This is a genomic window from Thiosocius teredinicola, from assembly GCF_002009425.1.
GTDB lineage: Bacteria > Pseudomonadota > Gammaproteobacteria > Chromatiales > Chromatiaceae > Thiosocius > Thiosocius teredinicola.
Genome location: NZ_CP019936.1, coordinates 3,135,807 through 3,157,124, shown reverse-complemented (window position 1 = coordinate 3,157,124; position 21,318 = coordinate 3,135,807). Strand labels below are relative to the sequence as shown.

Sequence of the window (21,318 nt, the reverse complement as noted above, 5' to 3'; positions counted from 1 at the left end):
CATGGAAGATTTGCTGCCTTATTACGAACGCGAACTGGCTTTCTTGCGTCGTCATTCGCGCGAGTTTGCAGAACGCTACCCGAAGATTGCCGGACAGCTTTTGTTGCACGGTGATGGGTGTGATGATCCCCATATCGAGAGAATGATTGAGTCGTTCGCGCTGCTTAGCGCACGGGTCAACAAGAAACTTGAGGATTCATACCCGCAGTTCACCGAGGCGTTGCTGAACGTACTCTATCCGCATTACCTGCGCCCCTTTCCATCGTGTTCCATTGCCTGGTTCGACACGGCCGGCGATGAAGCGAGCCTTTCCAAACCTGTGGTCATGAAACGGGGATTGGAGCTTCAATCCCGGCCAGTCAAGGGCGTTCCCTGTCGTTTCAAGACAGCTTGGGACGTGTCGTTGCTCCCCGTGCAGGTTCGCCAGGTCAGATTCGATCCTATCGCCGAAGCGCGAGGCGGGATTCGTTTGCCGGTCGACTGTACAGCGTCACTCACGCTTGAGCTGCGCAAGACGTCCAAGCAAGGTCGCTGGGGAGAGGGAGAGTTCGGCGCGCTACGGTTCTTTGTCGATGCCGAGCCATCGATCGCAGCAGCGCTGCGTGATGCCTTGTTTTTGCGCGTGGTGAAGAGTTACGCATCGACTGCGGAGGAACGGTGGCAGTCATTGAGCGACGATATCATCGGTGAGGTGGGGTTTGCCGACGAAGAATCTCTGATCCGGTTTCCGGACAATGCGCACAACGCCTATCGACACCTTACAGAGTATTTCGCGTTCCCTGAAAAATACAATTTCTTCGATCTGCGCCTGGATAGTCTGCCTGTCTCCCTGCGGTCCAAAGAAACGATCGAGATCCATCTGGCGTTCGCCGATCTGCGGGCCGACAGTGATGCGTCGCGGCTCTTGCAGACCATCGCCGCTGAGCACCTGCGGCTGGGCTGCGTGCCGATCGTCAACCTCTTTGCGCAAAAGGGTGACCCCATACGCCTGACCGAGCGCAGCAGCGCTTACCCGGTCGTTGCCGATTCGCGTAAGGCGTTCGCTTACGAGGTTTATTCGATCGACTCGGTGCGTCGCGTGCGTCAAACGCCGCAGGGCGAATCGATAACCGAATTTCGCCCTTTTTTCTCGCTCTACCACGGCGAGACACCAGAGAAAGATGGCCAGTATTGGCATGCGCAGCGCAACCATCTCGTGGCGGAACACAGTCCCGGGTACGAGACCGAGATATCGGTCGTCGATGCCGATTTCGAACCGCTACATGCCAAATCCGATGTATTGAGTGTCGCTTTGACATGCACCAACCGCGATCTGCCTCATCACCTTGCCACGGGTTTACCCGGCGGTGATCTGACGATGGAGGGCGGATCGGTCGCTAAGGCGATCAGCATGTTGCGTAAACCGACCAAACCCTATCGCTTCGACTATCGCGGAGCCGGGCAATGGCGCCTGATATCGCATCTGGCGCTGAATCACCTGTCGATCAGTGGTAGTGGGCTGAACGCGTTTCGCGAGATGTTGAGCTTGTACGACCTGCCGCGGACGGCGGTATCGCGTCGGCAGATTGTCGGGATTGCCGAGATCTCACAGCGTGACAAGACGGTCTGGTTACCCGGCAATCCGTTTGCGAGTTTTGTCCGCGGCCTGGAAATCACCTTGACAGTCGACGAGGAGAGTTTCGTCGGAACCGGTCTGGATATCTTCGCACGCGTAATCGATCGCTTTCTCGGCTTGTACGTCCACCTGAACAGCTTTATTGAACTGGTGCTTGTCTCCAGCCGAACCGGTGAGGAATTGGTCAGATGTGCTCCGCGCGCCGGCGAATCGATCCTGCTCTGATCGAGCAGCTGACCAGTGAGCCACAGCGGTTTGATTTCTTTCAGGCCGTGCGTGTGCTCGACCGCCACTTGCGCAAACAGGGCGCCAAAGAGCCGGTCGCCGATCGACTGAGATTCCGCAATTCTCTTGCTCTCGCATTCGCGCCCAGCCAAATAGAGACGCTCGATGTCGAGTATGCGAGCGACGATGAAGGTAATGAAACCGACCAGCTGCGAAGGGTTTCATTGACGCCGGCATTCATGGGGTTGTTGGGACTGCACGGTACACTGCCGGCACACTATACGGAGCAGATCGCCGATCGCGAGCGCTACCATCGAGACCGTGGGGCGCGGCATTTCCTTGATCTGTTTTCGAACCGGTCGGTAGGGCAGTTCTACAACGCATGGAAGAAGTATCGCTTACCGCTTCTCTACGAAACTGAGCGCCATGACCAGTTTCTTCCGCTGGTACTAGCGCTCGGCGGACTTGGATTCGATTCACTTCGTGACCGGCTGCGTGACAGTCCTGGCAGTATCGATGATGAATCGATGGCGTACTTTGCGGGCATGCTGCGGCAACGCCCTGTATCTGCAACGACGTTGCAGACAATCCTGTCCCAGTATTTTCGTACCAGCGTCAAGGTCGAGCAGTTTGTCGGCAAATGGTACACGCTACCGGAGTCGCAGCATTCTAAGCTCGGCGGTGCCAATGCCGCTCTGGGAAAGACCATGATGGTCGGCGAGCGCGTCTGGCAACGCAACCTGCGTGTTCGTATTCGCATCGGGCCATTGTCTCGCGATCGCTATCTGGCATTTCTGCCGGGAAGCGAACTGTCGGCAGCGCTACATAAGATTCTGACGTTGGCGACTTCATATCAATTCGAATACGAGATTCGTCCAGTACTTAGGGCCGCAGATGTTCTTCCCAGCCAGCTCGGAGCTGAGCAGCAGCCCCGCCTCGGATTCGACACTTTTCTTTGTACTCGCGCAGTGACGGAAGACCGTGATGACACGGTGTTTGAACTGCATGCCGCCTGAATAGGGATATCGTCTTATGAGCACTTCACTCAAAACACTGATCAGCAAGCTGAATGGACTCAGTCGCACGGCGACCGAACGGGCTGCCGTCATTTGCATGAATCGCGGCCACTACGAGGTGGACCTGGAACACCTGTTCCTGGCGCTGTGCGAGCAGCCGGGTAGCGATGTCGTGAAGGTCGCGAGTCGCAGCGATATCAGCGTCACCGGTCTCGAGCGTGAACTTGACAACGCGCTCGGTCTGCTCAAGACGGGCAACACCCGCACGCCGGTGTTCTCGCCCCATTTGCAGAAGCTGTTCGAGCAGGCGTGGCTGGTCGCCTCGCTGGATTCGCGCCTGCAGCGCATTCGCTCCGGACACCTGTTGCTTGCGCTATTGACCGAGCCTGACCTCGTTCAGCTGGCCTCGCGTGGTTCGCGGGCCTTCGAGAAGATCAATCTTGGCGAGCTGAAGCACAACTTCGATGAGTTGACCCAGGGTTCGCTCGAAGCCGCAGAAGTAGCGGGAGAGGGTGGCGAGCAAGATTTGAGTGACGGTGATGCCGACGCCGCCGCGTCCGCGATGCCGGGTGTCAGCAAGACCCCGGCCTTGGACCAGTTCACGACGAATCTCACCCAGCGCGCCCGCGACGGCAAGGTCGATCCCGTGATCGGCCGGGACAGCGAGATACGACAACTGGTCGACATCCTGCTGCGTCGACGCCAGAACAACCCAATACTCACGGGTGAGGCCGGCGTCGGCAAGACGGCAGTCGTTGAAGGGCTTGCCCTGCGTATAGCCGATGGAGACGTGCCGCCGCCACTTCAGGGGGTTGAATTGCACGTGCTTGACATGGGGCTGCTTCAAGCGGGCGCGAGCGTCAAAGGTGAGTTCGAGAATCGCCTCAAGAATGTCATTGATGAAGTCAAAAAGAGCCCCAGGCCGATTATCCTGTTTATCGACGAGGCCCACACAATGATCGGGGCCGGTGGCCAGTCGGGTCAGAATGATGCGGCCAACCTGCTGAAACCGGCACTGGCACGTGGTGAGCTGCGTACGGTCGCCGCTACGACCTGGGCCGAATACAAGAAATACTTCGAGAAAGACGCGGCGCTTGCGCGTCGGTTCCAGGTCGTCAAGGTCGAAGAACCTACCGAGCCACTGGCCGCAGCGATGCTGCGAGGCATGGTTCCCTTGATGGAAGAACACTTCAACATACGCGTGATGGACGAGGCTGTGACTGAAGCAGTGCGCTTGTCTCATCGTTACATCAGCGGCCGGCAGTTGCCCGACAAAGCAGTCAGTGTGCTCGACACGGCGTGTGCCAAGGTTGCCTTGGGGCAGAGCGCCACACCCGCTCTGATCGATGAAACCGACAAGCGCTTGGTGCGTGAACGCGCGGAGTTGGCCGCATTGGAAAAGGAAGCGGCCAGCGGCATGTGGCATGACGCGCGCCTGAAAGAGCTCAAGGCGCAAATCAAAGCGCTGGAAAAAGATCTTGATGACTACAAGGCCCGGCATGAGGCTGAGTCGGCTCTGGTCAAGCAGATCATCGAAATGCGTGCCGGTCTCGAAAATGGCGAGACAGTCGCCGAACCGGCCGTTGCCGCAGTCGGTGGCGGTGGCCGCAGGCGAAAAGCAGCATCGGCGCGCACTACCGGCCTTGATGAACTGATCGCCAAGCTGCATGCCCTGCAGGGTGAAGAGCCGATGGTGCCTTTGCAGGTTGATGGACACGTCGTTGCCGAGGTTATCTCCTCGTGGACCGGTATCCCGCTGGGGAAGATGGTCAAGGACGAGATCAAGACGGTGTTGCAGCTCAAGCCATTGCTGCAGGCGCGTGTCATCGGTCAGGATCATGCCCTGGAAGCGGTCGCCCAGCGTGTTCGCACGGCCCGCGCGAACCTTGAAGACCCGAACAAGCCGAAAGGCGTGTTTCTCTTCGTTGGACCCTCTGGTGTCGGCAAGACCGAGACGGCGCTGGCACTTGCCGACATCCTGTACGGTGGTGAGCGCAAGCTGGTCACGATCAATATGAGCGAGTACCAGGAGGCGCATACGGTCTCCGGTCTCAAAGGCTCGCCACCGGGCTATGTGGGTTACGGTGAAGGCGGGGTGCTTACCGAGGCGGTCCGTCGCAATCCGTACAGTGTCGTCCTGCTCGACGAGGTCGAGAAGGCACATCCGGATGTCATGGAATTGTTCTTCCAGGTGTTCGATAAGGGGGTGTTGGATGACGCCGAAGGTCGCGAGATCGATTTCCGCAACACGCTGATCATTTTGACCAGCAATGTCGGTTCGAGCCAGATCATGCAGAGTTGTCTGAACAAGGCCGCGGAAGAACTGCCCGATCCGGATGACCTGGCCGAGGCGCTTCGCCCGGTATTGTTCAAACATTTCAAACCGGCCTTTCTGGGGCGGCTGAAGGTGGTTCCGTACTACCCGATCTCCGACGACGTGTTGGTGCAGATCATCGAACTCAAGCTTGGTCGGATTCGCGACCGCGTGGCGGCAAACCACAAGGCAGATTTCGTATGGGACGACAAGCTGGTCGAGGCAGTGTTGGCACGTTGCACCGAGGTCGACTCGGGCGCGCGCAATGTCGATCACATTCTCAGTGGCACGCTGCTGCCTGAGATGGCCGAAACGGTCCTCGGCCGCATGGCGGAAGAGGGCGAGATTTCGCGGATCAAGGTGTCGGCGGGCAAGAATGGTGAGTTCAAGTACACCATGAAGTAAGGTAAGGCGATCGCTGAAGGTTGCCTACAAGGCACCTTCGCGCTTTATCGCGAAGTATTGGTTGACCAGCGCGATGGGTAGTTGGTCGGGGCGGATGTCCAGAATTCTCGCACCATGATGCATTAACCGCTCGTGGTTATCTCTTCGACGCCCCAGGTAGTCTTCGGTGGCCTGGAACTGGAGTGCCTCTTTCAGCGACGTGACCTCTCGCGATTCGATCTCGTCGAGCAACGATTCACGCATGTCCGCGACCAACACCAGGTGGCTGCGACGTAGCAGCTTGACGGCGGCCTCCAGGTCCGATTGGTCTTCATCATGGGTATTGGTGATGACCACCACCAGTGCGCGACGACGCTGGCGGGCGAGGAGTTCACTGGCAGCAGCCCGGTAATCGGTGGTTTCGAGTGTCGATTGCAGGTCGTACGTGGCATTCAGCAGGCTGCTCACCAGGTGTTGGCCTTTGCGTGGTGCGTACCAGCGGCGCACGCCGCCCATCGTCATGAAACCCACGGCATCGCCTTGGCGCAGCGAGACGTAAGAGACGAGCAGTACGGCATTCAGCGCCTCGTCGAGATGCACCCGTCCAACCTCGGCATGGCGCATGCGACGACCGCAGTCGATAAGGAACATAATCTGCTGGTCGCGCTCGTCCTGAAATTCTCGCGAGATCAGTTTGCGCAGGCGCGACGTGGCTTTCCAGTCGATCTGGCGTAACGTGTCGCCGACCCGGTATTCACGCAGTTGGTGAAAATCGCTGCCTTCGCCGCGTCGCTGACGGCGTTTGACGCCCATCTGGCTCTGCCGGTTATCGGTGGTCAGCAGGGTGTAGTGCGCAATCCGCGAAAAGTTGGGGTACACACGCAGCTCCTGTGGCGTACCGACGGTTCGGCGTTCGCGCCACAGGTGCCACGGCGAGGTCATCATTAATTCGGTGCCCGGCACTTGGTAAGTGCCACGCGTCGGCGGTTGCAGGCGGTAACGCACGTGCGCCCATTGATTGGGTTGCAGATCCACCGTTGCCGGCTGTCCCTCAACTTCGAAGCTGCCGGGATGAAGGTCATGCACTTCGCAGCGTAACGGCAAGCTGCTCGTATTACGCATCTCGATGACGGCTTTCGACCAGGTCCCGACCGGCAGGTTACGGCTCAGTTTGCGCTCGATGCTTGGCGACGCGCGGCGGCGTTGGCGCAGCCGGTCGGCGATGGCGACACCGGCGATTGCCGCTCCCGAGGCCTGCCACACCACAACCAGGCCGGGCGCCATGGCGGCGATAACGCCGAGCCCCAACCAAATTCCGGCGCACGCCAGCAATGTTGGCGTCGGGTAGAACCTCATTGACGGGGCGCGGCGACGTTGGCCAGCATCTCGGAAAGCACGTCATCGGGCTGGTAGCCCTCGATTTCGAGGTCTGCCGTCAGCTTCACACGGTGACGCAGCACGGCCGGCGCAATCGATTTGACGTCGTCCGGTGTCACGAAATCGTTGCTGTTGAACAGGGCCTGGGCGCGAGCGCAACGCAATAAGGCGATGCCTGCGCGGGGGCCGGCGCCGGTCTCGATACCCTGCCAGTCGCGGGTGGTACGCACGATTCGCACGATGTAGTCGAGGATCGCCTTGTCGACTTCGATCTGCACGGCGGCACGTTGCAATCCAAGGACATCTCCCGGGGTGAGAATCGGTTCGATCGATGAAATGTCCAACTGGTTGCCCACTGAGGTGGCCGTGACCTGACGGATCATCTCGCTTTCTTCTTCCTCGCTTGGATAGCTGATCTGCACGTTGATCAGAAAGCGGTCGAGCTGCGCCTGCGGCAGTGGATAGGTACCTTCCTGCTCGATGGGGTTCTGCGTCGCCATCACCAGAAAGGGTTGCTCCAGCTCATAGGTCTTGCCTTCGATCGTTACCTGCTCTTCCTGCATGGCCTCGAGCAGTGCCGATTGGGTCTTGGCCGGCGCGCGGTTGATCTCGTCACCGAGCAGGAAGTTGCAGAAGATCGGTCCGCGGCGGATGCGGAAGGTCTCTTCCTTCATGTCGAACACCGCGTGCCCGGTGACGTCGCTCGGCATCAGGTCGGGGGTGAGCTGTATGCGTGAGAACTTGCCGCCGACAGCCTTGCTCAGGCTGCGAACCAGCAGGGTCTTACCCAGGCCGGGTAGGCCTTCGACGAGGACATGTCCACCCGCGATCAGGGCGACGATTGTTTCGCGAATAACATCGCGCTGACCAATGATGGCCCGACTGACCATGGCCTCGAGCTCGCGCACTCGCGCAGCGGCTTGATCGATCGACGGTGTGGGTGCGTTGGCTTCGTTCATTGACGAAAGCTCCTCCATGGCAAATGCGCAGGTACTTCGGTCGAAGGGCCTGCGCCATTCAATGCAAGATGATTCGGTTCGAGATCGTTGAAATATCGATGGGTATTCATAGCGCTGATCTTAGTGACTGCAACAGGTTGCTTAGCTCGATGAACTCGCGCTCATTCTTGATCTCGTCGCGCAAAGCCCTGGTGACGTCTGACGGCGTGAGATCGGTTCGCGCTGCGATCCATTCGTCGCGCTCTGCGTCGTTCATGCTGCGCAACAGGTAGTGTTTGCTCAGCCAGGCCTGTTCGAGTTGTTGCTGGTTGTTTGCCAGCAGTTTGCGGGCGTGATCGAGTCGCCACAGAAAATTTGCACTGGCCGACAGGTGTTCGCCGATGTCGCGTCTCTCAGCCTCAATCGGCGGCAGGGGCGGGCCGAGCCGCCTGTTCATCGACCACAGCAGCAAACCGAGCAGCACGATAAGCGACACCAGCGCTTGTGGTGCATATTTCCACGCCAGATCCCACAGCGAAGGCATATCGATATCGTGGACCAGCCAGACACCGACATCGCCGGGTGCGCCGACCAGCAAAGCGAGGGTATAGGCATGGTCCTGTTCGCCGATGCGCTTTGAATTCAGAAAGCCGATGTCGGACAACACGGTGATCAGGCCGTCACCGACTTTGTACTGAAGCAAGGCGAACCCTTGGTCGAGTGAAACCGAAGAAGTTGCATTGCCGAATTCATCTTGCAGATAGCGCCGATTCGATAACGTGATCCGGACGGGTTCTGCAACGTCGGTAAAGTCGATATCGACGTTCGTCTCGGCGGCGTTCTCCAGGCCGACGTCGAAGATGAAGGGTCGTTCGCGCACTCGCACGCCCAGGTCTGCGAGCAGGCTCGAGGTACCGCTGTACATGTCATCGTCATCGACCACCAGCGAGCTATCGGCTTCGACGATCAGTGTACCGCCGGATTCGACCCATTCACGCAGTTGGCGCCGGCGCTGTTCACCCGCCGGGGGAGAGAAGCGGTAGATGACGATCGCGTGATCGCGTGGCGGCAGACTTCGCCAGAGGTCGACGTTGGCGACGCTCTTGACGTCGTAGCCCAGTTTGTCCAGAAACCTTTCGGCCGCAAGCAAGGGGTTGCGAATCGCTTTCTCCGAAAAGCCGCCCAGGATTTCGCGTTCGTCCTGCTCGAAATTGTTGAAGAACCAAGCGGTGACGGCGACGGTTGCCAACACTGCCAGGATGCCGACCGCGATCCCGATGAGCAGGCGCTTATTACGCATCGCTCGGTGCTCCGAAAAGCTGATGCCACGATTGAGTGAGCTGGGTGACCTGCGATGCCGGTGGCTCGATGTGGCCGTACGCGCAGCGTACCCAGGTGCGCGTCAGTTCGAGAAAATAGCTGCTCTCGTTTTCTGGTCGTTCGTCGGCAACGATGCGCTGGCATTCGTATTCGGTCGCACTGTCGGGTATGTCGATGTGCCGTTCGTGGATGAAGCGCGCGAGCGTTGCGCGGTACAGCAGGCTCATGGCCTCGCGCATTTTGTGCTCAGTCAGCAACTCGTTGACGGCCCTGACGAGATCGGCGGGTAGCGAATCCGGTCGCACATCCATACCGAATAACACCTCCGGGGCCGATCGCTTGGTTACCGTTCTACCGCGCGGCAGGTGATTGACCAAGCGCGCGATGTACGGCACCAACAACGCGATAAGCACCGCCAGACCGAGCCACATCAGGTACTTCAGCAGGGTGGCAAGGCCCGACAGCCAGCCGGGTGTGCCGTCCCGCTCGAGGCTATCGAACCAGTCGAAGTCGGGATCGTCTTTCTCGCCGGTGTATCGCCAGTACTTCTCGGTGCGTTTTTCGCCGAAATCCTTGCTCTTCAACACGTCGGTGATCGTGGTCTCCGCCCGATCGTGGCTAATGGGAAAGTCGGCCAGCGCCGCCTGGTCGGGGAACAGGCAGAGTGCCGCCGACAAAGCACCGGCGAGGACCATGGCGGCTGCGGTGGTCGAGCGAGCCTGGGTGAATCGCGGTGCGATACGCCGAAACGCCAACTCGATATCCCACGCCTCGAGCGTCGAGCGGCGTGACAGGTACAGGCCAAATCCACCGGCCACGTAGAACGGCGCCATAACCGAGATGGCGATCAGCCAGACGAGGTTGTTGAGCCACACAGAGGCATCTGAGCCGTCGATCAGAAATTCCCAGGTATCGGTGGTACGCAGCGATTCGGGGATAAAGAAGATGACCATCAGCACGGCGGAAAGCTGCAGCGCGCCTTCCATATGGACACCGGCAATCGTCAGCCAGGTGCCCGCCGAATGATTGCGCGTCAATACCTTCTGGCGCTGAGTTCGTTCGGTGCCACGCAGCCCTTCAAGGTGGGTAACCGGCATGTATAGCGAACGGTTCGGTGTCAGTCGACGGAACGTCAGGTTGGCCAGTAGAAACGGCAGTATCGCCTGGCGCCAATGCGACAGTGTCTGCCGCAGGGTCAGTTCTTCGCCGAACAGGCGTCGGCTGAGCCAAAACAGCAGTAGCGGCTCGTACAGCGGTTTGAACCACCAGACGACGATACCTGCCACCCAGGGCACGCTATGCAGCGCAACACCAGCGACCAACGCCAAGGGTAACGCGGTGATCCACCACAGCTTCCATAATGGCAGGAACCATTGGCGTGCCATGGCAAAGCCCAGATCGACACCTTCCCAGGGTGTGCGATTGCGAACATTGGCGGTGATCTGGTCAATCTGCACGGATGTTTCTGCCGGCGAACGCGAGATAAAGAATCAGCAAAAGCCACAACGTGGCCGAAACCAGGTATTTGACCCCGTGACTCACTGCCTGATTGGGCGACCAGAATGCCTCGACGAATGCCGCGGCAAGCAACATGAACGCTGCACCGACCACGAGGTTCACTGCCTCGAGCCCGGCGACCTTCAATGCCTCGCTACGTTTGCGTCGGCCCGGCGCAATCACCGCCTTGCCCAGCAGCAGCCCGGCCGCGCCGCTGATGCAGATCGCCGTCAGCTCGAAAGCACTATGCCCGGCGACGAAGGGCCAGAACGTTTCGGTGAAGCCCAGTTGCGTCAGGTGGCCGGCAACACCGCCGATGACGACGCCGTTGAACAGCAGAACGAGTACCGTGCCGATCCCCGCCACGATGCCACCGGCGAACGTGCGAAACCCGATACCGATATTGTTCTGGATGTAGAACCCGAACATCATGAAGTTGCTGTCATCGGAGCGTTCTTCGGTGCGCCCGAGTTTCGGATTGGACGGATCGTACATATGTTCCATGCCGGCCACCGAATCGGCATCCATGACCGAATAGATGAAATCGGCATTGAAGTAGCAAGCGATGCCGACGACAAAAGCCGGCACGTAGAACAATGCGGAGGCCAACGCGAATGCACGCCAATGCCTGCGCACCGCGTTGGGAAAACCGGCCCACAGAAACATGATCAAACGCCACAGCCAGATACTCTTGCGCTGATAGAGCACGCGGTGACCGCGTTGCACCAGATCGTGGAGTTCTTCGACCAGACCGGTGCTGTAGCGTCGGTGGCGGGCCAACGCATAGTCGGCACACACGCGTCGATACAGTGCGGGCAGTTCGGCAAGGGCATCGTTGTCGCGACGCCGAGCCGGCTCTCCGGCCTGCTCGATCAGTGTCGCCAATGAATCCCATGTCGGGCGTTGGTGATCGGTGAACTGCTGCTGCTTCATGAGCCGCTCACCAACCAACGCGCATGCCCAAGCACCTGTTTGACGGCCGCTTCACCCTGCGTATCACTCAGAATCTCTGCGAGCTCCTGCACGCGAGCAGGTGACAACGCCGCGCTGCGTTCGGCGAAATCGAGGATTGCGCGTTGATCTTCCACCGGCAGCAAAACCGGTAGGGAACGGGCGGACGTGTCGCCATTGTTGATCACCGGCTTGGAACTCTCCGTGTAGACGACCAACGTACCGGCGGCCAGGTCTCCCAATCGCTGGAAGCGCTTGTTGACGACCATCGTGACCAGACCCACGGTGTACAGCAAAGGTAGAAAATCGACGACACGCAACAGGTTGCGGATCATCGATGCCGGCCAACCGATAGGGGTCCCGTTGTCGTGCACGACGAGCAGGCCGAACGCTTTCTTGCCGGGTGTTGCACCGCGCATGACTTCGAAGAAGACCGGGTACAGCCACTCCATAAAGAACATTGCGATCAGCAGTGCGCCGACGCCCAGGTCGGCAAACGGCATGACCGCCAGCGAGATGCCGAACAGCACCGAGTAGCGAATGATTGCATCGAGCGTGACAGCCAGGGCGCGCGGAACGGGGCCGGCCACGCGGAGGCTGAGATCCACACCTTCGGGTGTTTCGAAGGTGTGGACCGTATCCAATAACTGCATTGGAGCGGGTGGAGGCGCTTTAGGCGAAGGCGCCCATCAGCCCGCCGAAGATCACCAGGACAATACCCAGTACGGCGAAGCCAATCGCGATGTAACCCAGAACTTTCTCCCAACCGCGCGTGACGCGCGCCGGACCGAAGCGGTTTGTGCCTTCGTCGCCGCCTTTGAACAACAGAAACAGTGCGAGGATCAAGTTGGCGAACGGTATAACCATCGCGATCGCCCACCAACCCGAGGCGTTGAAATCATGCAGACGACGTATGGCAAAGATAATTGCCGGAATGATCGATATCACCTGGATCAGGATCACTACCGGTCCACCGGCCGCTGCCATCGTCGTTGGATCGGTGAATACCGCGGCGCCACCGGCGACGATGAACACGAGAAAACCGAACACCAGACTGGTCAACAAACCCCAGGCCAAGTAGCTGAGGCGCCCGAAACGGCCTTTCGGCGAAAAGGGGCCCGTTTGGTCTTCACCGCCGCTAAGCGGGACTGATACATCGGCGCTTGGCGCCTGATAGGGGTTGGCTTGATCCGTCATTGTTTGGTTCCTTCACAAAGTGTTTTTGTTAGACGTTGCCTGGTTGCGGTCCACGCGGCTCCTGCTTGTTGGCGACGTATTGAGGCGATGCTTTAGCACTGCCCGGGTTGCGATTCTATCAAAACCTGTCGATTGCGAGGCAACTCCGGCTGTCCCTGGTGGGCTGTAGGAATTGCCTGATGGCCTCCCGGCCGGGCCTGCTCTGATCCACGGTTTGTTCGGCTGCGTTGCCACGCGACGATCAGGCGTGCCGTCGGATGCGATATCGCGGCAGGCCGATATGACAATCGAAGAAGCAATCTGGGAAGAGTTATTCGGTTTGCTGGTTCTGCGAGGTGTACCGGGGCTGGCGGGAACACCGTTCGTGCTCGGATTGCTGGGTAGCAGCGGGTTGCCGTTGGATCAGGCCGGACTGCGCTCGGTTGTCGTTCTTGCGTTGCGCGCCTTGCCGCTCATGCCCGTGGTTGGCGCGCTGCATGCCGACCGCTTGGCGAGACCGTGCCCGATGTGTTCCGACACATCACCTGTGTTCCCGCTGCACGGATGGCTAGTCGTGTAGCGGTGCTCGAGACATCGTCACTGAAGTTGCGAGATTCACGCAGCCGGCGATTTCGAACTGCCGCCTGATAGCGACCCTCCGGTCAGAACCGCGCGCATCGCTTGATCGACCGGGATGTCCAGCGGTGTTATCTGATCGCGCTCGAGGTAGAGCGTGTAACCGCCGAGCTGGTAGCTCATGGGCAGGTAGACCGCGACGCGCGGTGTGCCGTCGGGTTCGGCTTGTGGCAGGTGGACGTCGTGCTGCGTAATGAAACCGACCAGGCGTGTGCCTGCAATATCCACAGCGACCACCTGGCCGAGCTGGTCGTCGACGCCTTGACTGAACAGACGCGCCACATCTTTGAACGCCTGTACCAGGAGCTTGATCAGCGGAATGCGGTCGAGGATCTGCTCCACGGTGCCGACGACCCAACGGATCAAGAAGATGTTGCCGGCCAGACCGACGGCCAGCACGGCCAAGAAACCGACCACGAGGCCCATGCCGCGAAAGTACCAACCATGCGGCAGAATCGCGGCAATCATCGATCCGACGGTGCGCTCGGCCCAGCTGCCCAGCCAGTACAACAGCGCGATCGTCAACGCGGCCGGCGCAACGAGCACGATACCTTGCAGAAACCATTTCCAGATTGTTTTGAACATGTCGAACCTTCCAACGAGTGACGGAGTCGGTGCGCGATGCTGCGCACGGTGGCGGCGTAGGCGATTGCGGCGATTGATTGGTGCCGCCGGTGATCGGTGTTGCGCCGGCCACGCCGGCAGCTTGCATCGCTTGGTGCGAGTCGCCAACCTGTGCTAAATAGCATTTTCCCTTGTCCGGTCTGTAGCGGCAATCAAAGATAATGGCGACGAAAGAACACAACTGCCTGGTTGAGAAGTTCCGCACCTATACAGAGCTGGACGAAGCGGAAGAAACGTTACTCAATGGCCTGCAGGTTGACGAGCGGCCAATCGAGGCCGGTAATTTCGTGCATACCGATGGCGCTCGGTCTGAGCATCTCTACGTGGTCAAGTCCGGCTGGTTCGCGAGTGTCAAAGAGCTGGTCGATGGTACGCGTGCGATCACCGAAGTGGCATTGCCGGGTGACGTCATCGGGCTACGCGATGTCACGTTTCGCCAGCACCTGTCGTCCCTTCAGTGCTTGAGTTCACACGCCGTCATCTGCCCGTTCACCAAGCGGCAGCTGCATGGATTGTTCAACCGCTCGGTGAAGTTGACCGAAGCCTTCTTCGCCATCATGTCGCGTGAACACGCTCAGCTCGTTCAACGCCTGGTAACCGTGGCCAGGCGCGACGGCGTGCGCCGGTTGGCACATTTCATCCTCGAAACGGCGATTCGCCTCGAAGGTGTGCGCATCGACGTGAGAAAGGATTTTAACTTTCCGATCGATCAGCAGGACCTGGCGGACCTGACCGGCCTGAGTGCTGTGCACGTCAGTCGCTGCATGAGCGAGTTGAAGAGTCGCAGCTTGATATCCTATAGCCGTCACCGTATGCATATCCTCGACAGAGACGCGTTGGCGGAGCTGGCCGAGTTCGACGACGCATTCCTCCATCCGGATATCGACTGGCTACGGGCAATCGACGCGCCCGAAGGCGATCGCTCGAACTGACCACGAACGGGCGTCCGCTTGCTTTTACCGGCGGTGTCAGCCGGATTTGACTTGCTGGTCGAGCGTTTGATTGTCGAGATAGACACGCGCCTCTTCGCCCGGGTTGGGCAATCCGGCGATCTTCCAGGCATGTAGCGGGCCATCGAACAGGTCATCGAGACATGCTTCGTTCAGTTCGAGCTCTTCGCACAACAGGTTAGGTGGCAGAATGGTCCTGTGAGCGAAGTAGTGTGCCCGCAACTTCCGCGCAACCGCCAGGTGCTGATCCGTCAGATCCGTTAAACCAAGCAGGCTGGCAATTGCCTGTGCCTTGTCCGGGTTCCACGCAACGCCGGGTTTCAAGAAACCGTAGCCATCGAAATCTTCGTTGTGTCTTTCCATCTCTCTATCGCCTCGTTCAGTGCTCATAGGGTCGAAGTGTTCTTCGCCGTTCACGGTTGCCGTGCTGCAAGGCTCGTGCCCGCATGAATTACGCTGCGGGGGATATCAACCGACGCGTTGGAAATGAACCCCAATCAGCCAGCGGTGAAACGCTGAAATGGCCTTTCGGCCGTGTTTGCGCTGGTGGCATGTCTTGTGCACTTTCCGAAACAACGTCGCTCACCGCGGTGTGCGGCGAAACGTCAATAGCATGAATCGTGGAGGAAGCTCAGATGGGATACGCCAAACAGAATGATATGCAGGGTGAAGGTGATCGCGAGTCGGCCAAGCGTTACAACGAGTCGACCAAGGAGTTCGTTGAATCGGGCAAAGTGAAAGACGCAGCCGAACGGGCCGGCGAGCAATCCAGCGACGAGGCGACGACTGCCGAGCGCAAAGGTAAGGCGCGCGCCAAAGAATTCGACCCGCAGGTCAAACGCGACTTCTCCGAAGGCGAAGATTCTTAAAGTCTTGTACCGAGAGAGCATCGACAATGCGCAGTTTCAGGCATCACGAAAGATGCTCGGCAAGCAGATATAACTAGGGAGTGATCCCGCCACCCAGCGCCCGTACAGGGCGCTTTTTTTTGCCCGACGAATTTTCCATCAAGGTTACCGACGGCGTTCTTACCGGCAGTGGCTGGCGAAGGCGGGCGGTGTTGAAAATAGCAAATTTGGCGGATATAAGCCGCCGCGACACGGGCGGAAACACCCATTGACGAACCCTGGTTGAGCTCAACGTCTGAAGCACAGGCCTTATCCCGCTTGATGCAAATCTGGCACGGCGCTTGCGATGTCTGACTTGCCGGCGATGTGACCGGCTCAGAGGAGATAAAACATGATTGGTTGGGCTTTAACTTTCTTGGTGGTGGCGTTGATTGCGGCCGTATTGGGTTTCAGTGGTATTGCCGGTATGGCTGGCAACATCGCCTGGATTCTGTTCGTGGTCGGTTTGGTACTGGCAGTGGTCTTTGCAATCGCTGGCCGCCGTCCTACGGTCTGATGCGTGACGAATGCGCCGGCAGCATTTGCTGACCGGCGCAACCAGCGGCCACGTCGCTCCGACAACCTGGGGTCGCTATGTGTCGTAGAGACCGGATCAAACCTAAAACGCATGAAAAATGCGATGCACCGAACAAAATGCAGAGTGATCGAACAGCGCTCGGTGCAATTTGTGATCGCCACCAAATCGGTCGCAGTGATAGAGCAACAGAATGACAAATCATGATTTACGCGTAGCAGCGTTTGCTGGGTTGGCACTGCTCGCTGTCGCGGCGTTGGCGCGAGGTAGTGACCGTAACAACGGCACGGCGCTCGTTTCGAGCGATGGCGTCGCATTGCTCGCAGAATCGGCAGTCGCGGGCCACAGCTTCCGTGCAATCGATGCATGCTGCGATGCAGGGGAACCGGGTCGCGCAAACGTTCTGGCTGCAAGCACTGAAAGGGTCGCGCCAAGCATTCAGCCGATGGAGGTGGCGCCTGGCGAGCGTATTCGCACCGACCGAATGCTGAGTCGGAGCGTAGGAGAGCAAGTGGTGCCGATTCGCTTACTCGAAGGAGTCTGGTATCACAGCCCGGAGTCGCAGCCCGGCTTCGTTCGCAACCGACGCCTTACTTTCTTTTAGGTCTTGAAGATCACCCTGTTTGCCGTCCTCAGTGGGCGGCTTTTTTTTGCGCGGCACACGGCATCGTTCGCAGAGGCTCCTTCATTAAGCATGCAGTCAACCACCACGGCCGGATGGTGAAACGGCGTAAATGCGCAAACCAGGCCGGCCGATTCAGACCAATCGGTGGGCGCTGGGGGCGGTCGGAAGACCTGCATCCTTTCTATATCGCGGTGGCTCACGCTGCGACGTAGTTGGCATTCAACTTGCGATAAGGACAACGTAAGTTGAATAACCGGAGTTGGACATGAATAAAAACAAAGTCTTGGCCGCCATGACATTGGCCTTGGTGTCGACTGGCGCGCACGCAGATTACCTGCGCGATTCATCAGGCAGCATCGCACAAAACAGCTATGGCGAGTGTTGGCACTCGCGCTACCAGAAAGAGGCCAATGGCGTCGTGCCCTGTGAACCGGAGAAGGTCGGCATGGTGGTCGCCCTGGCACATGTGCCGCCAGCTGAGCCGGTCAGTGCTTCAGAAACTGTGTCCGCGGTCTCTTTGGATGCCGATACCTATTTTGAGTTCGACAAGGCGACCTTGAAACCAGGCGCGGCGGACAAGCTTGACACGCTCATCAGCGAGATCAAACAAGCCGAAGAAATCGGTCAGGTCACGGTAACCGGCCATACCGATCGGATCGGCAACGATGCGTACAACCAGAACCTTTCGGAGGCGCGGGCTGCAACCGTGCGCGATTATCTCGCAGGCCAGTTGGAGCTCTCCGAACGCATCGTTGCGGTCGGCAAGGGCGAATCGATGGCGACAACCCAATGTGACGGCGAAAGTGGAAATCGGTTGATCGCCTGTTTGGCGCCCGACCGTCGCGTTGAGGTGGATGTGGATGTCCGCACCGTGAACTGAATCACCTGCGTGTTGCTGAAGGCGTGAGTTGCATAACGTCCGTGTAACACCGAATCCGTAAAACTTGATCGCGAAAATTAACTGAAGAGGCCGTAGTCGCGGCCAGAGGAGAGAAAGATGAAAGCTATGGGAATGCGTATTGCAGTGGTGACCTTTGCGGCGATGCTGCTGTGGGCCTGTGACCAGGATGGGCCTGCTGAACAGGCGGGCGAGAAAATCGATAATGCTGTCGAAAACGCAGGCGAAGCCATTGAGAATGCCGGCGACAAGATCGAGAGCAGCACCAACAACTGATCGTTCGCCGGTCAGCGGCTCTGCTAGCGGAGCCGCTGACGATTGATTCCCGTTCGATATGCGCGATCAACTACGCCGAAGTCGCGTGGTGATCGACATCAATCGGCGATAGCGCTGTCGAATATCGCGCTCGTCGTAGTCCGCAAAGTCCTGCGCCTTGACTGCCCGCCAAATCGTTTCACCGTGCTCCGCGAGCACATGCAAGCGTCGTTCACGGGTGGTCAAATCCGCGACCCGACAGAGTGACTCCATCAGGCTGATATTGACGGCGACATCCTTGGTGGCGAATTGGCGCAATGGTGCATAGATTGCCTTGATCAGCCCGGGGAAGGTGGTCTGCCTGATCAGGACGCGCGCCACGTTGTTTTCATCGACGAACGCGCTGCCGGGCAGGTCACGATCCACGATGTCTGCCACAGCGGCGCTAAAACCGTCGATGCAGGTGACTGCCGTACCTGGGTCGTTGATTCCCGGCGAGAGGGCGCGTGCCGCCAATTGGTTAAGTTGAGTGATCGGGTATTCCGGGTCTTGAACCGGTGTTCGGATCGGCCCGACCAGGATGGTTTCCCTCAGCATCTGCAGCGATGTCTCAACCGTCGTCGCATCGCCTGCATAGACCTTCAAAAGACAACTGCCGGCGACGATGAAATCGCCGGCCCGCACCCGGACCTGCATCGCGCAGTCATTCTCGGTGCACCAACGGCACAGCGCGCCATAGTCGATCGTCTGTATATAACCGCGCTGCTTCGCCGCGACGAACACGGGGCGATGGCCGCGGGCCTGGCGTCGCCACGCCAACGTGCCGTGCCGGCGCCCGTTTTCCCCGCTGGCTTCACCTACCAGCTGCTCGAGAGAAGTTTGCAGTTGTCGACCGATGCGATGGACGATCTCGTCGGCCTGCAGATCGGTAGCTGTGCGATGCGTGAAGCGGACAAAACTGATCAGCGCGGATACCGCCAGGGTCAGCGCCATGATCGTGGTCCAGCGCGGTTCGTCGCCGGGCAGAAACCCGGTCAACACGATCAGGCAATAGACATAGGTGCCGAGGAAAAGGCCGAGACTGGTCTTGCTCGCCTCATCTTCGAGAAAGTGACGTAGGATCTTGGGCCCGTATTGGCCGGATGTCAGCGTCAGCGCGACCATCGTGACGGAGAATGCCACGCCGCCGACACCGATGGTCGAACCGGCTATCAAGGAGAGCAGCTGGCGTGCCGGTTCCATCTCCATCGCAAACCATTCCGGGCCGAGGTCTTCGAACCATGCCAGGCGATCGACCCACAACATGAGCGCACCGAGCAGCCCACTCAACAGTGTCATCAAAAGGGGTATCGGCCAGATGCTGGTCTGAAGTCGTTCTCGCAAATAGGCGTATCTACCAATCATCTGCTGCTTTCGTGAAACCTCATCGATCGCTACCCCAAGGGGCCGACTGTTGCCAAGGGACACTCTAACTTGATCGGCCGATTCGCGCGCGCTGACGTGTGTGGATTGCGCTGGATTTAGGCCGTGACGGCGGATTTGCGCCATCCGTTTTCCGCACGACGCGGTGTACAGCGCCGTTGACCCGAGTGTTGCGGCGCGATGTCTAAGGCAATCGCTCGTGGCACAGCCTTTGCTCCGTATCCAGTGAACACGAAGTCCGAAGGTAGACAGATGAGCAAGTTGTACTTTTTGGTCCCGAACGCCGACCTGGCAGCCCGCATCGTAGCCGAGCTCAAGTTGAATGGCGTGTACGAAGAAGACATCGGCCTCGTCGCCAATGATCAGGTGGCGTTGGACGATCTGCCTGAACCCGATCTTATCGACCGGTCCGACATCAAGCCGGCGCTCAAACAGGGTGCCGCCGTCGGTGGTGCGACCGGGTTGGCCGCCGGCGTTCTCGCGGCGGTGGTTCCCGGCGGATTCGTTGTCGGCGGTGCGGCGCTGGCCGGCATGGTATTGGCCGGAGGCGCGTTCGGTGCCTGGGCATCCAGCCTGATCGGTGTCTCGGTGCCCAACCGCGAGATCAAGGAGTTTGAACGCTCTATTGACCAGGGTGGCGTGCTGCTGATTCTCAACACCACCGAGATCGGTAGAGATGAAGCAAAGCGTTTGGTGATCCACCACCACCCCGAGGTCGAGTTCGGAGGAGAAGAAGGTGCAGTGATCTCGGCAGCTTCTTGAACCAGGCGTAAAGGTCGACTTGCCGCGGCAGGGGACCGTGTAAATCAACCACTGTAAACAGAGTTTGGAGGCAAACATGAACTGGGAACAAATCAAAGGCAACTGGAATCAAGCCAAGGGTCACCTGAAGGTCCGCTGGGGCGAACTGACCGACGATGACCTGGATGTGATCGAAGGCGAACGTGACAAGCTCGTCGGTAAGATTCAGGAACGCTACGGCATCGCCAAGGAAGAGGCGGAGCGCCAAGTCAAAGAGTTCGACGCATAAACACAAAGGTATCGTCGGCGGATCCTCGCAAAGGATCCGCGACGATCTGAAGGAGAGCAGTGATGGGTATCGAAGTTGGTGGTTTGTTTGGATTGATCATCTTGGCGTTCGACATATGGGCGATCGTCAAGACGGTGGAAAGTGGTGCATCGACCGGCAGTAAGGTTGCCTGGATTCTGGCAATCATCATTCTGCCGATCCTCGGCCTGATTTTGTGGCTGCTGTTCGGTCCACGCAACAAGCACCGTTTGGCCTGACGGTCACACGCATGGCATTGAGGACGATGGTATGAGCAACGATATCGTTGACGATGTTCGCACGGACGCGGACGGGTTTTTATTGGACAGCAGCGAATGGTCGATGGACGTGGCATTCGAGCTCGCAGCGTCAGCCGGTATCGACGAGCTAACGCCGCGACATGCCGCGGTGATCGAAGAACTGCGCAGGCGCTACAAGTCAGGCACTGCCGGGCTGTTACCGCAGATTCGCACGATCTGTGCGTCGCTGGATCAGGAAGAAGACTGCGTGTCGCAACTGTTTGGCGACCCAGCCGTGGCCTGGCGCATAGCCGGCTTGCCCAAGTCGGCCATCGATATGTCGGCCTACATGCCGAGCAGTGAGACTGTCTGATTTTTACTGTTTG

23 protein-coding genes are annotated in these 21,318 nt (G+C 58.9%); 13 read left to right on the top strand and 10 right to left on the bottom strand.

The window, feature by feature from the left end; all coding sequences use genetic code 11:
* The first annotated feature begins 1 nt into the window (after position 1).
* The 3 genes from tssF to tssH are packed head-to-tail and all read left to right on the top strand — an operon-like array spanning position 2 to position 5,575.
* Positions 2-1,840 (top strand): type VI secretion system baseplate subunit TssF, encoded by a 1,839-nt coding sequence (gene tssF / locus B1781_RS15005; RefSeq protein WP_078120433.1) that lies wholly within the window; start codon positions 2-4, stop codon positions 1,838-1,840.
* Positions 1,804-2,856: a type VI secretion system baseplate subunit TssG gene (gene tssG, locus B1781_RS15000; protein WP_078120432.1), complete on the top strand. Its 1,053-nt coding sequence runs from the start codon at positions 1,804-1,806 to the stop codon at positions 2,854-2,856. The genes tssF and tssG overlap by 37 nt, the downstream gene beginning before the upstream one ends.
* Positions 2,857-2,872: 16 nt before the next feature.
* Positions 2,873-5,575: a type VI secretion system ATPase TssH gene (gene tssH / locus B1781_RS14995; RefSeq protein WP_078120431.1), complete on the top strand. Its 2,703-nt coding sequence runs from the start codon at positions 2,873-2,875 to the stop codon at positions 5,573-5,575.
* A gap of 24 nt (positions 5,576-5,599) precedes the next feature.
* Here the strand turns inward: tssH and B1781_RS14990 are convergent, their stop codons facing one another.
* The 7 genes from B1781_RS14990 to B1781_RS14960 form a co-directional block, all read right to left on the bottom strand.
* Positions 5,600-6,910 (bottom strand): DUF58 domain-containing protein, encoded by a 1,311-nt coding sequence (locus B1781_RS14990; RefSeq protein ID WP_078120430.1) that lies wholly within the window; start codon positions 6,908-6,910, stop codon positions 5,600-5,602.
* Positions 6,907-7,890: an AAA family ATPase gene (locus B1781_RS14985; protein WP_078120429.1), complete on the bottom strand. Its 984-nt coding sequence runs from the start codon at positions 7,888-7,890 to the stop codon at positions 6,907-6,909. Before B1781_RS14985 ends, B1781_RS14990 begins: the two co-directional genes overlap by 4 nt.
* Before the next feature lie 106 nt (positions 7,891-7,996).
* Complete coding sequence (locus tag B1781_RS14980) at positions 7,997-9,169, bottom strand: DUF4350 domain-containing protein (RefSeq protein WP_078120428.1); 1,173 nt, start codon at positions 9,167-9,169, stop codon at positions 7,997-7,999.
* Entirely contained in the window at positions 9,162-10,646 is a 1,485-nt protein-coding gene (locus tag B1781_RS14975) for a DUF4129 domain-containing protein (protein ID WP_078120427.1), read from the bottom strand. The genes B1781_RS14980 and B1781_RS14975 overlap by 8 nt, the downstream gene beginning before the upstream one ends.
* On the bottom strand, positions 10,636-11,619 hold the full coding sequence (locus tag B1781_RS14970; protein ID WP_078120426.1) for a stage II sporulation protein M: 984 nt from the start codon (positions 11,617-11,619) through the stop codon (positions 10,636-10,638). Before B1781_RS14970 ends, B1781_RS14975 begins: the two co-directional genes overlap by 11 nt.
* Positions 11,616-12,290 (bottom strand): RDD family protein, encoded by a 675-nt coding sequence (locus tag B1781_RS14965; RefSeq protein WP_078120425.1) that lies wholly within the window; start codon positions 12,288-12,290, stop codon positions 11,616-11,618. The genes B1781_RS14970 and B1781_RS14965 overlap by 4 nt, the downstream gene beginning before the upstream one ends.
* A 19-nt stretch (positions 12,291-12,309) precedes the next feature.
* A complete protein-coding gene (locus B1781_RS14960) occupies positions 12,310-12,834 on the bottom strand; it encodes a DUF805 domain-containing protein (protein ID WP_078120424.1) in 525 nt (174 codons plus the stop codon).
* A gap of 280 nt (positions 12,835-13,114) precedes the next feature.
* Between B1781_RS14960 and B1781_RS14955 the strand changes: the two genes are divergently transcribed.
* Complete coding sequence (locus tag B1781_RS14955) at positions 13,115-13,393, top strand: hypothetical protein (protein ID WP_125932114.1); 279 nt, start codon at positions 13,115-13,117, stop codon at positions 13,391-13,393.
* Positions 13,394-13,428: 35 nt separating this feature from the next.
* On the opposite strand, the gene B1781_RS14950 is transcribed toward B1781_RS14955, so the two are convergent.
* Positions 13,429-14,034 carry a DUF502 domain-containing protein gene (locus B1781_RS14950; protein ID WP_078120422.1) on the bottom strand — a complete coding sequence of 202 codons (606 nt, stop codon included), beginning with the start codon at positions 14,032-14,034 and terminating at the stop codon, positions 13,429-13,431.
* Positions 14,035-14,234: 200 nt separating this feature from the next.
* Between B1781_RS14950 and B1781_RS14945 the strand changes: the two genes are divergently transcribed.
* Positions 14,235-15,005, top strand: coding sequence for a Crp/Fnr family transcriptional regulator (locus B1781_RS14945; RefSeq protein WP_078120421.1), 771 nt, complete (start codon positions 14,235-14,237; stop codon positions 15,003-15,005).
* Between the two features lie 36 nt (positions 15,006-15,041).
* On the opposite strand, the gene B1781_RS14940 is transcribed toward B1781_RS14945, so the two are convergent.
* On the bottom strand, positions 15,042-15,413 hold the full coding sequence (locus B1781_RS14940) for a TusE/DsrC/DsvC family sulfur relay protein (protein WP_125932113.1): 372 nt from the start codon (positions 15,411-15,413) through the stop codon (positions 15,042-15,044).
* Between the two features lie 245 nt (positions 15,414-15,658).
* Here B1781_RS14940 and B1781_RS14935 point away from each other — a divergent pair, with 245 nt between their 5' ends.
* The 4 genes from B1781_RS14935 (at position 15,659) to B1781_RS23240 (ending at position 18,244) form a co-directional block, all read left to right on the top strand.
* Positions 15,659-15,892 carry a hypothetical protein gene (locus B1781_RS14935; protein ID WP_078120419.1) on the top strand — a complete coding sequence of 78 codons (234 nt, stop codon included), beginning with the start codon at positions 15,659-15,661 and terminating at the stop codon, positions 15,890-15,892.
* A gap of 370 nt (positions 15,893-16,262) precedes the next feature.
* Positions 16,263-16,427, top strand: a complete 165-nt coding sequence (locus tag B1781_RS14930) for a DUF1328 domain-containing protein (protein WP_078120418.1) — start codon at positions 16,263-16,265, stop codon at positions 16,425-16,427.
* Positions 16,428-17,377: 950 nt separating this feature from the next.
* Positions 17,378-17,950, top strand: coding sequence for an OmpA family protein (locus B1781_RS14920; protein ID WP_334223990.1), 573 nt, complete (start codon positions 17,378-17,380; stop codon positions 17,948-17,950).
* 117 nt (positions 17,951-18,067) lie between these two features.
* Entirely contained in the window at positions 18,068-18,244 is a 177-nt protein-coding gene (locus B1781_RS23240; protein WP_164513414.1) for a hypothetical protein, read from the top strand.
* A gap of 66 nt (positions 18,245-18,310) precedes the next feature.
* Here the strand turns inward: B1781_RS23240 and B1781_RS23235 are convergent, their stop codons facing one another.
* Entirely contained in the window at positions 18,311-19,627 is a 1,317-nt protein-coding gene (locus B1781_RS23235; protein ID WP_334223744.1) for a DUF2254 domain-containing protein, read from the bottom strand.
* A gap of 270 nt (positions 19,628-19,897) precedes the next feature.
* On the opposite strand from B1781_RS23235, the gene B1781_RS23230 reads away from it, so the two are divergent.
* The 4 genes from B1781_RS23230 (at position 19,898) to B1781_RS14900 (ending at position 21,305) form a co-directional block, all read left to right on the top strand.
* A complete protein-coding gene (locus B1781_RS23230; protein WP_164513412.1) occupies positions 19,898-20,407 on the top strand; it encodes a DUF1269 domain-containing protein in 510 nt (169 codons plus the stop codon).
* A 76-nt stretch (positions 20,408-20,483) separates the two neighbouring features.
* Positions 20,484-20,675 carry a CsbD family protein gene (locus tag B1781_RS14910; protein ID WP_078120414.1) on the top strand — a complete coding sequence of 64 codons (192 nt, stop codon included), beginning with the start codon at positions 20,484-20,486 and terminating at the stop codon, positions 20,673-20,675.
* A gap of 62 nt (positions 20,676-20,737) precedes the next feature.
* Positions 20,738-20,932 (top strand): PLDc N-terminal domain-containing protein, encoded by a 195-nt coding sequence (locus tag B1781_RS14905; RefSeq protein ID WP_078120413.1) that lies wholly within the window; start codon positions 20,738-20,740, stop codon positions 20,930-20,932.
* A 31-nt stretch (positions 20,933-20,963) separates the two neighbouring features.
* A complete protein-coding gene (locus B1781_RS14900) occupies positions 20,964-21,305 on the top strand; it encodes a TusE/DsrC/DsvC family sulfur relay protein (RefSeq protein ID WP_078120412.1) in 342 nt (113 codons plus the stop codon).
* The last annotated feature ends 13 nt before the right edge of the window (positions 21,306-21,318 follow it).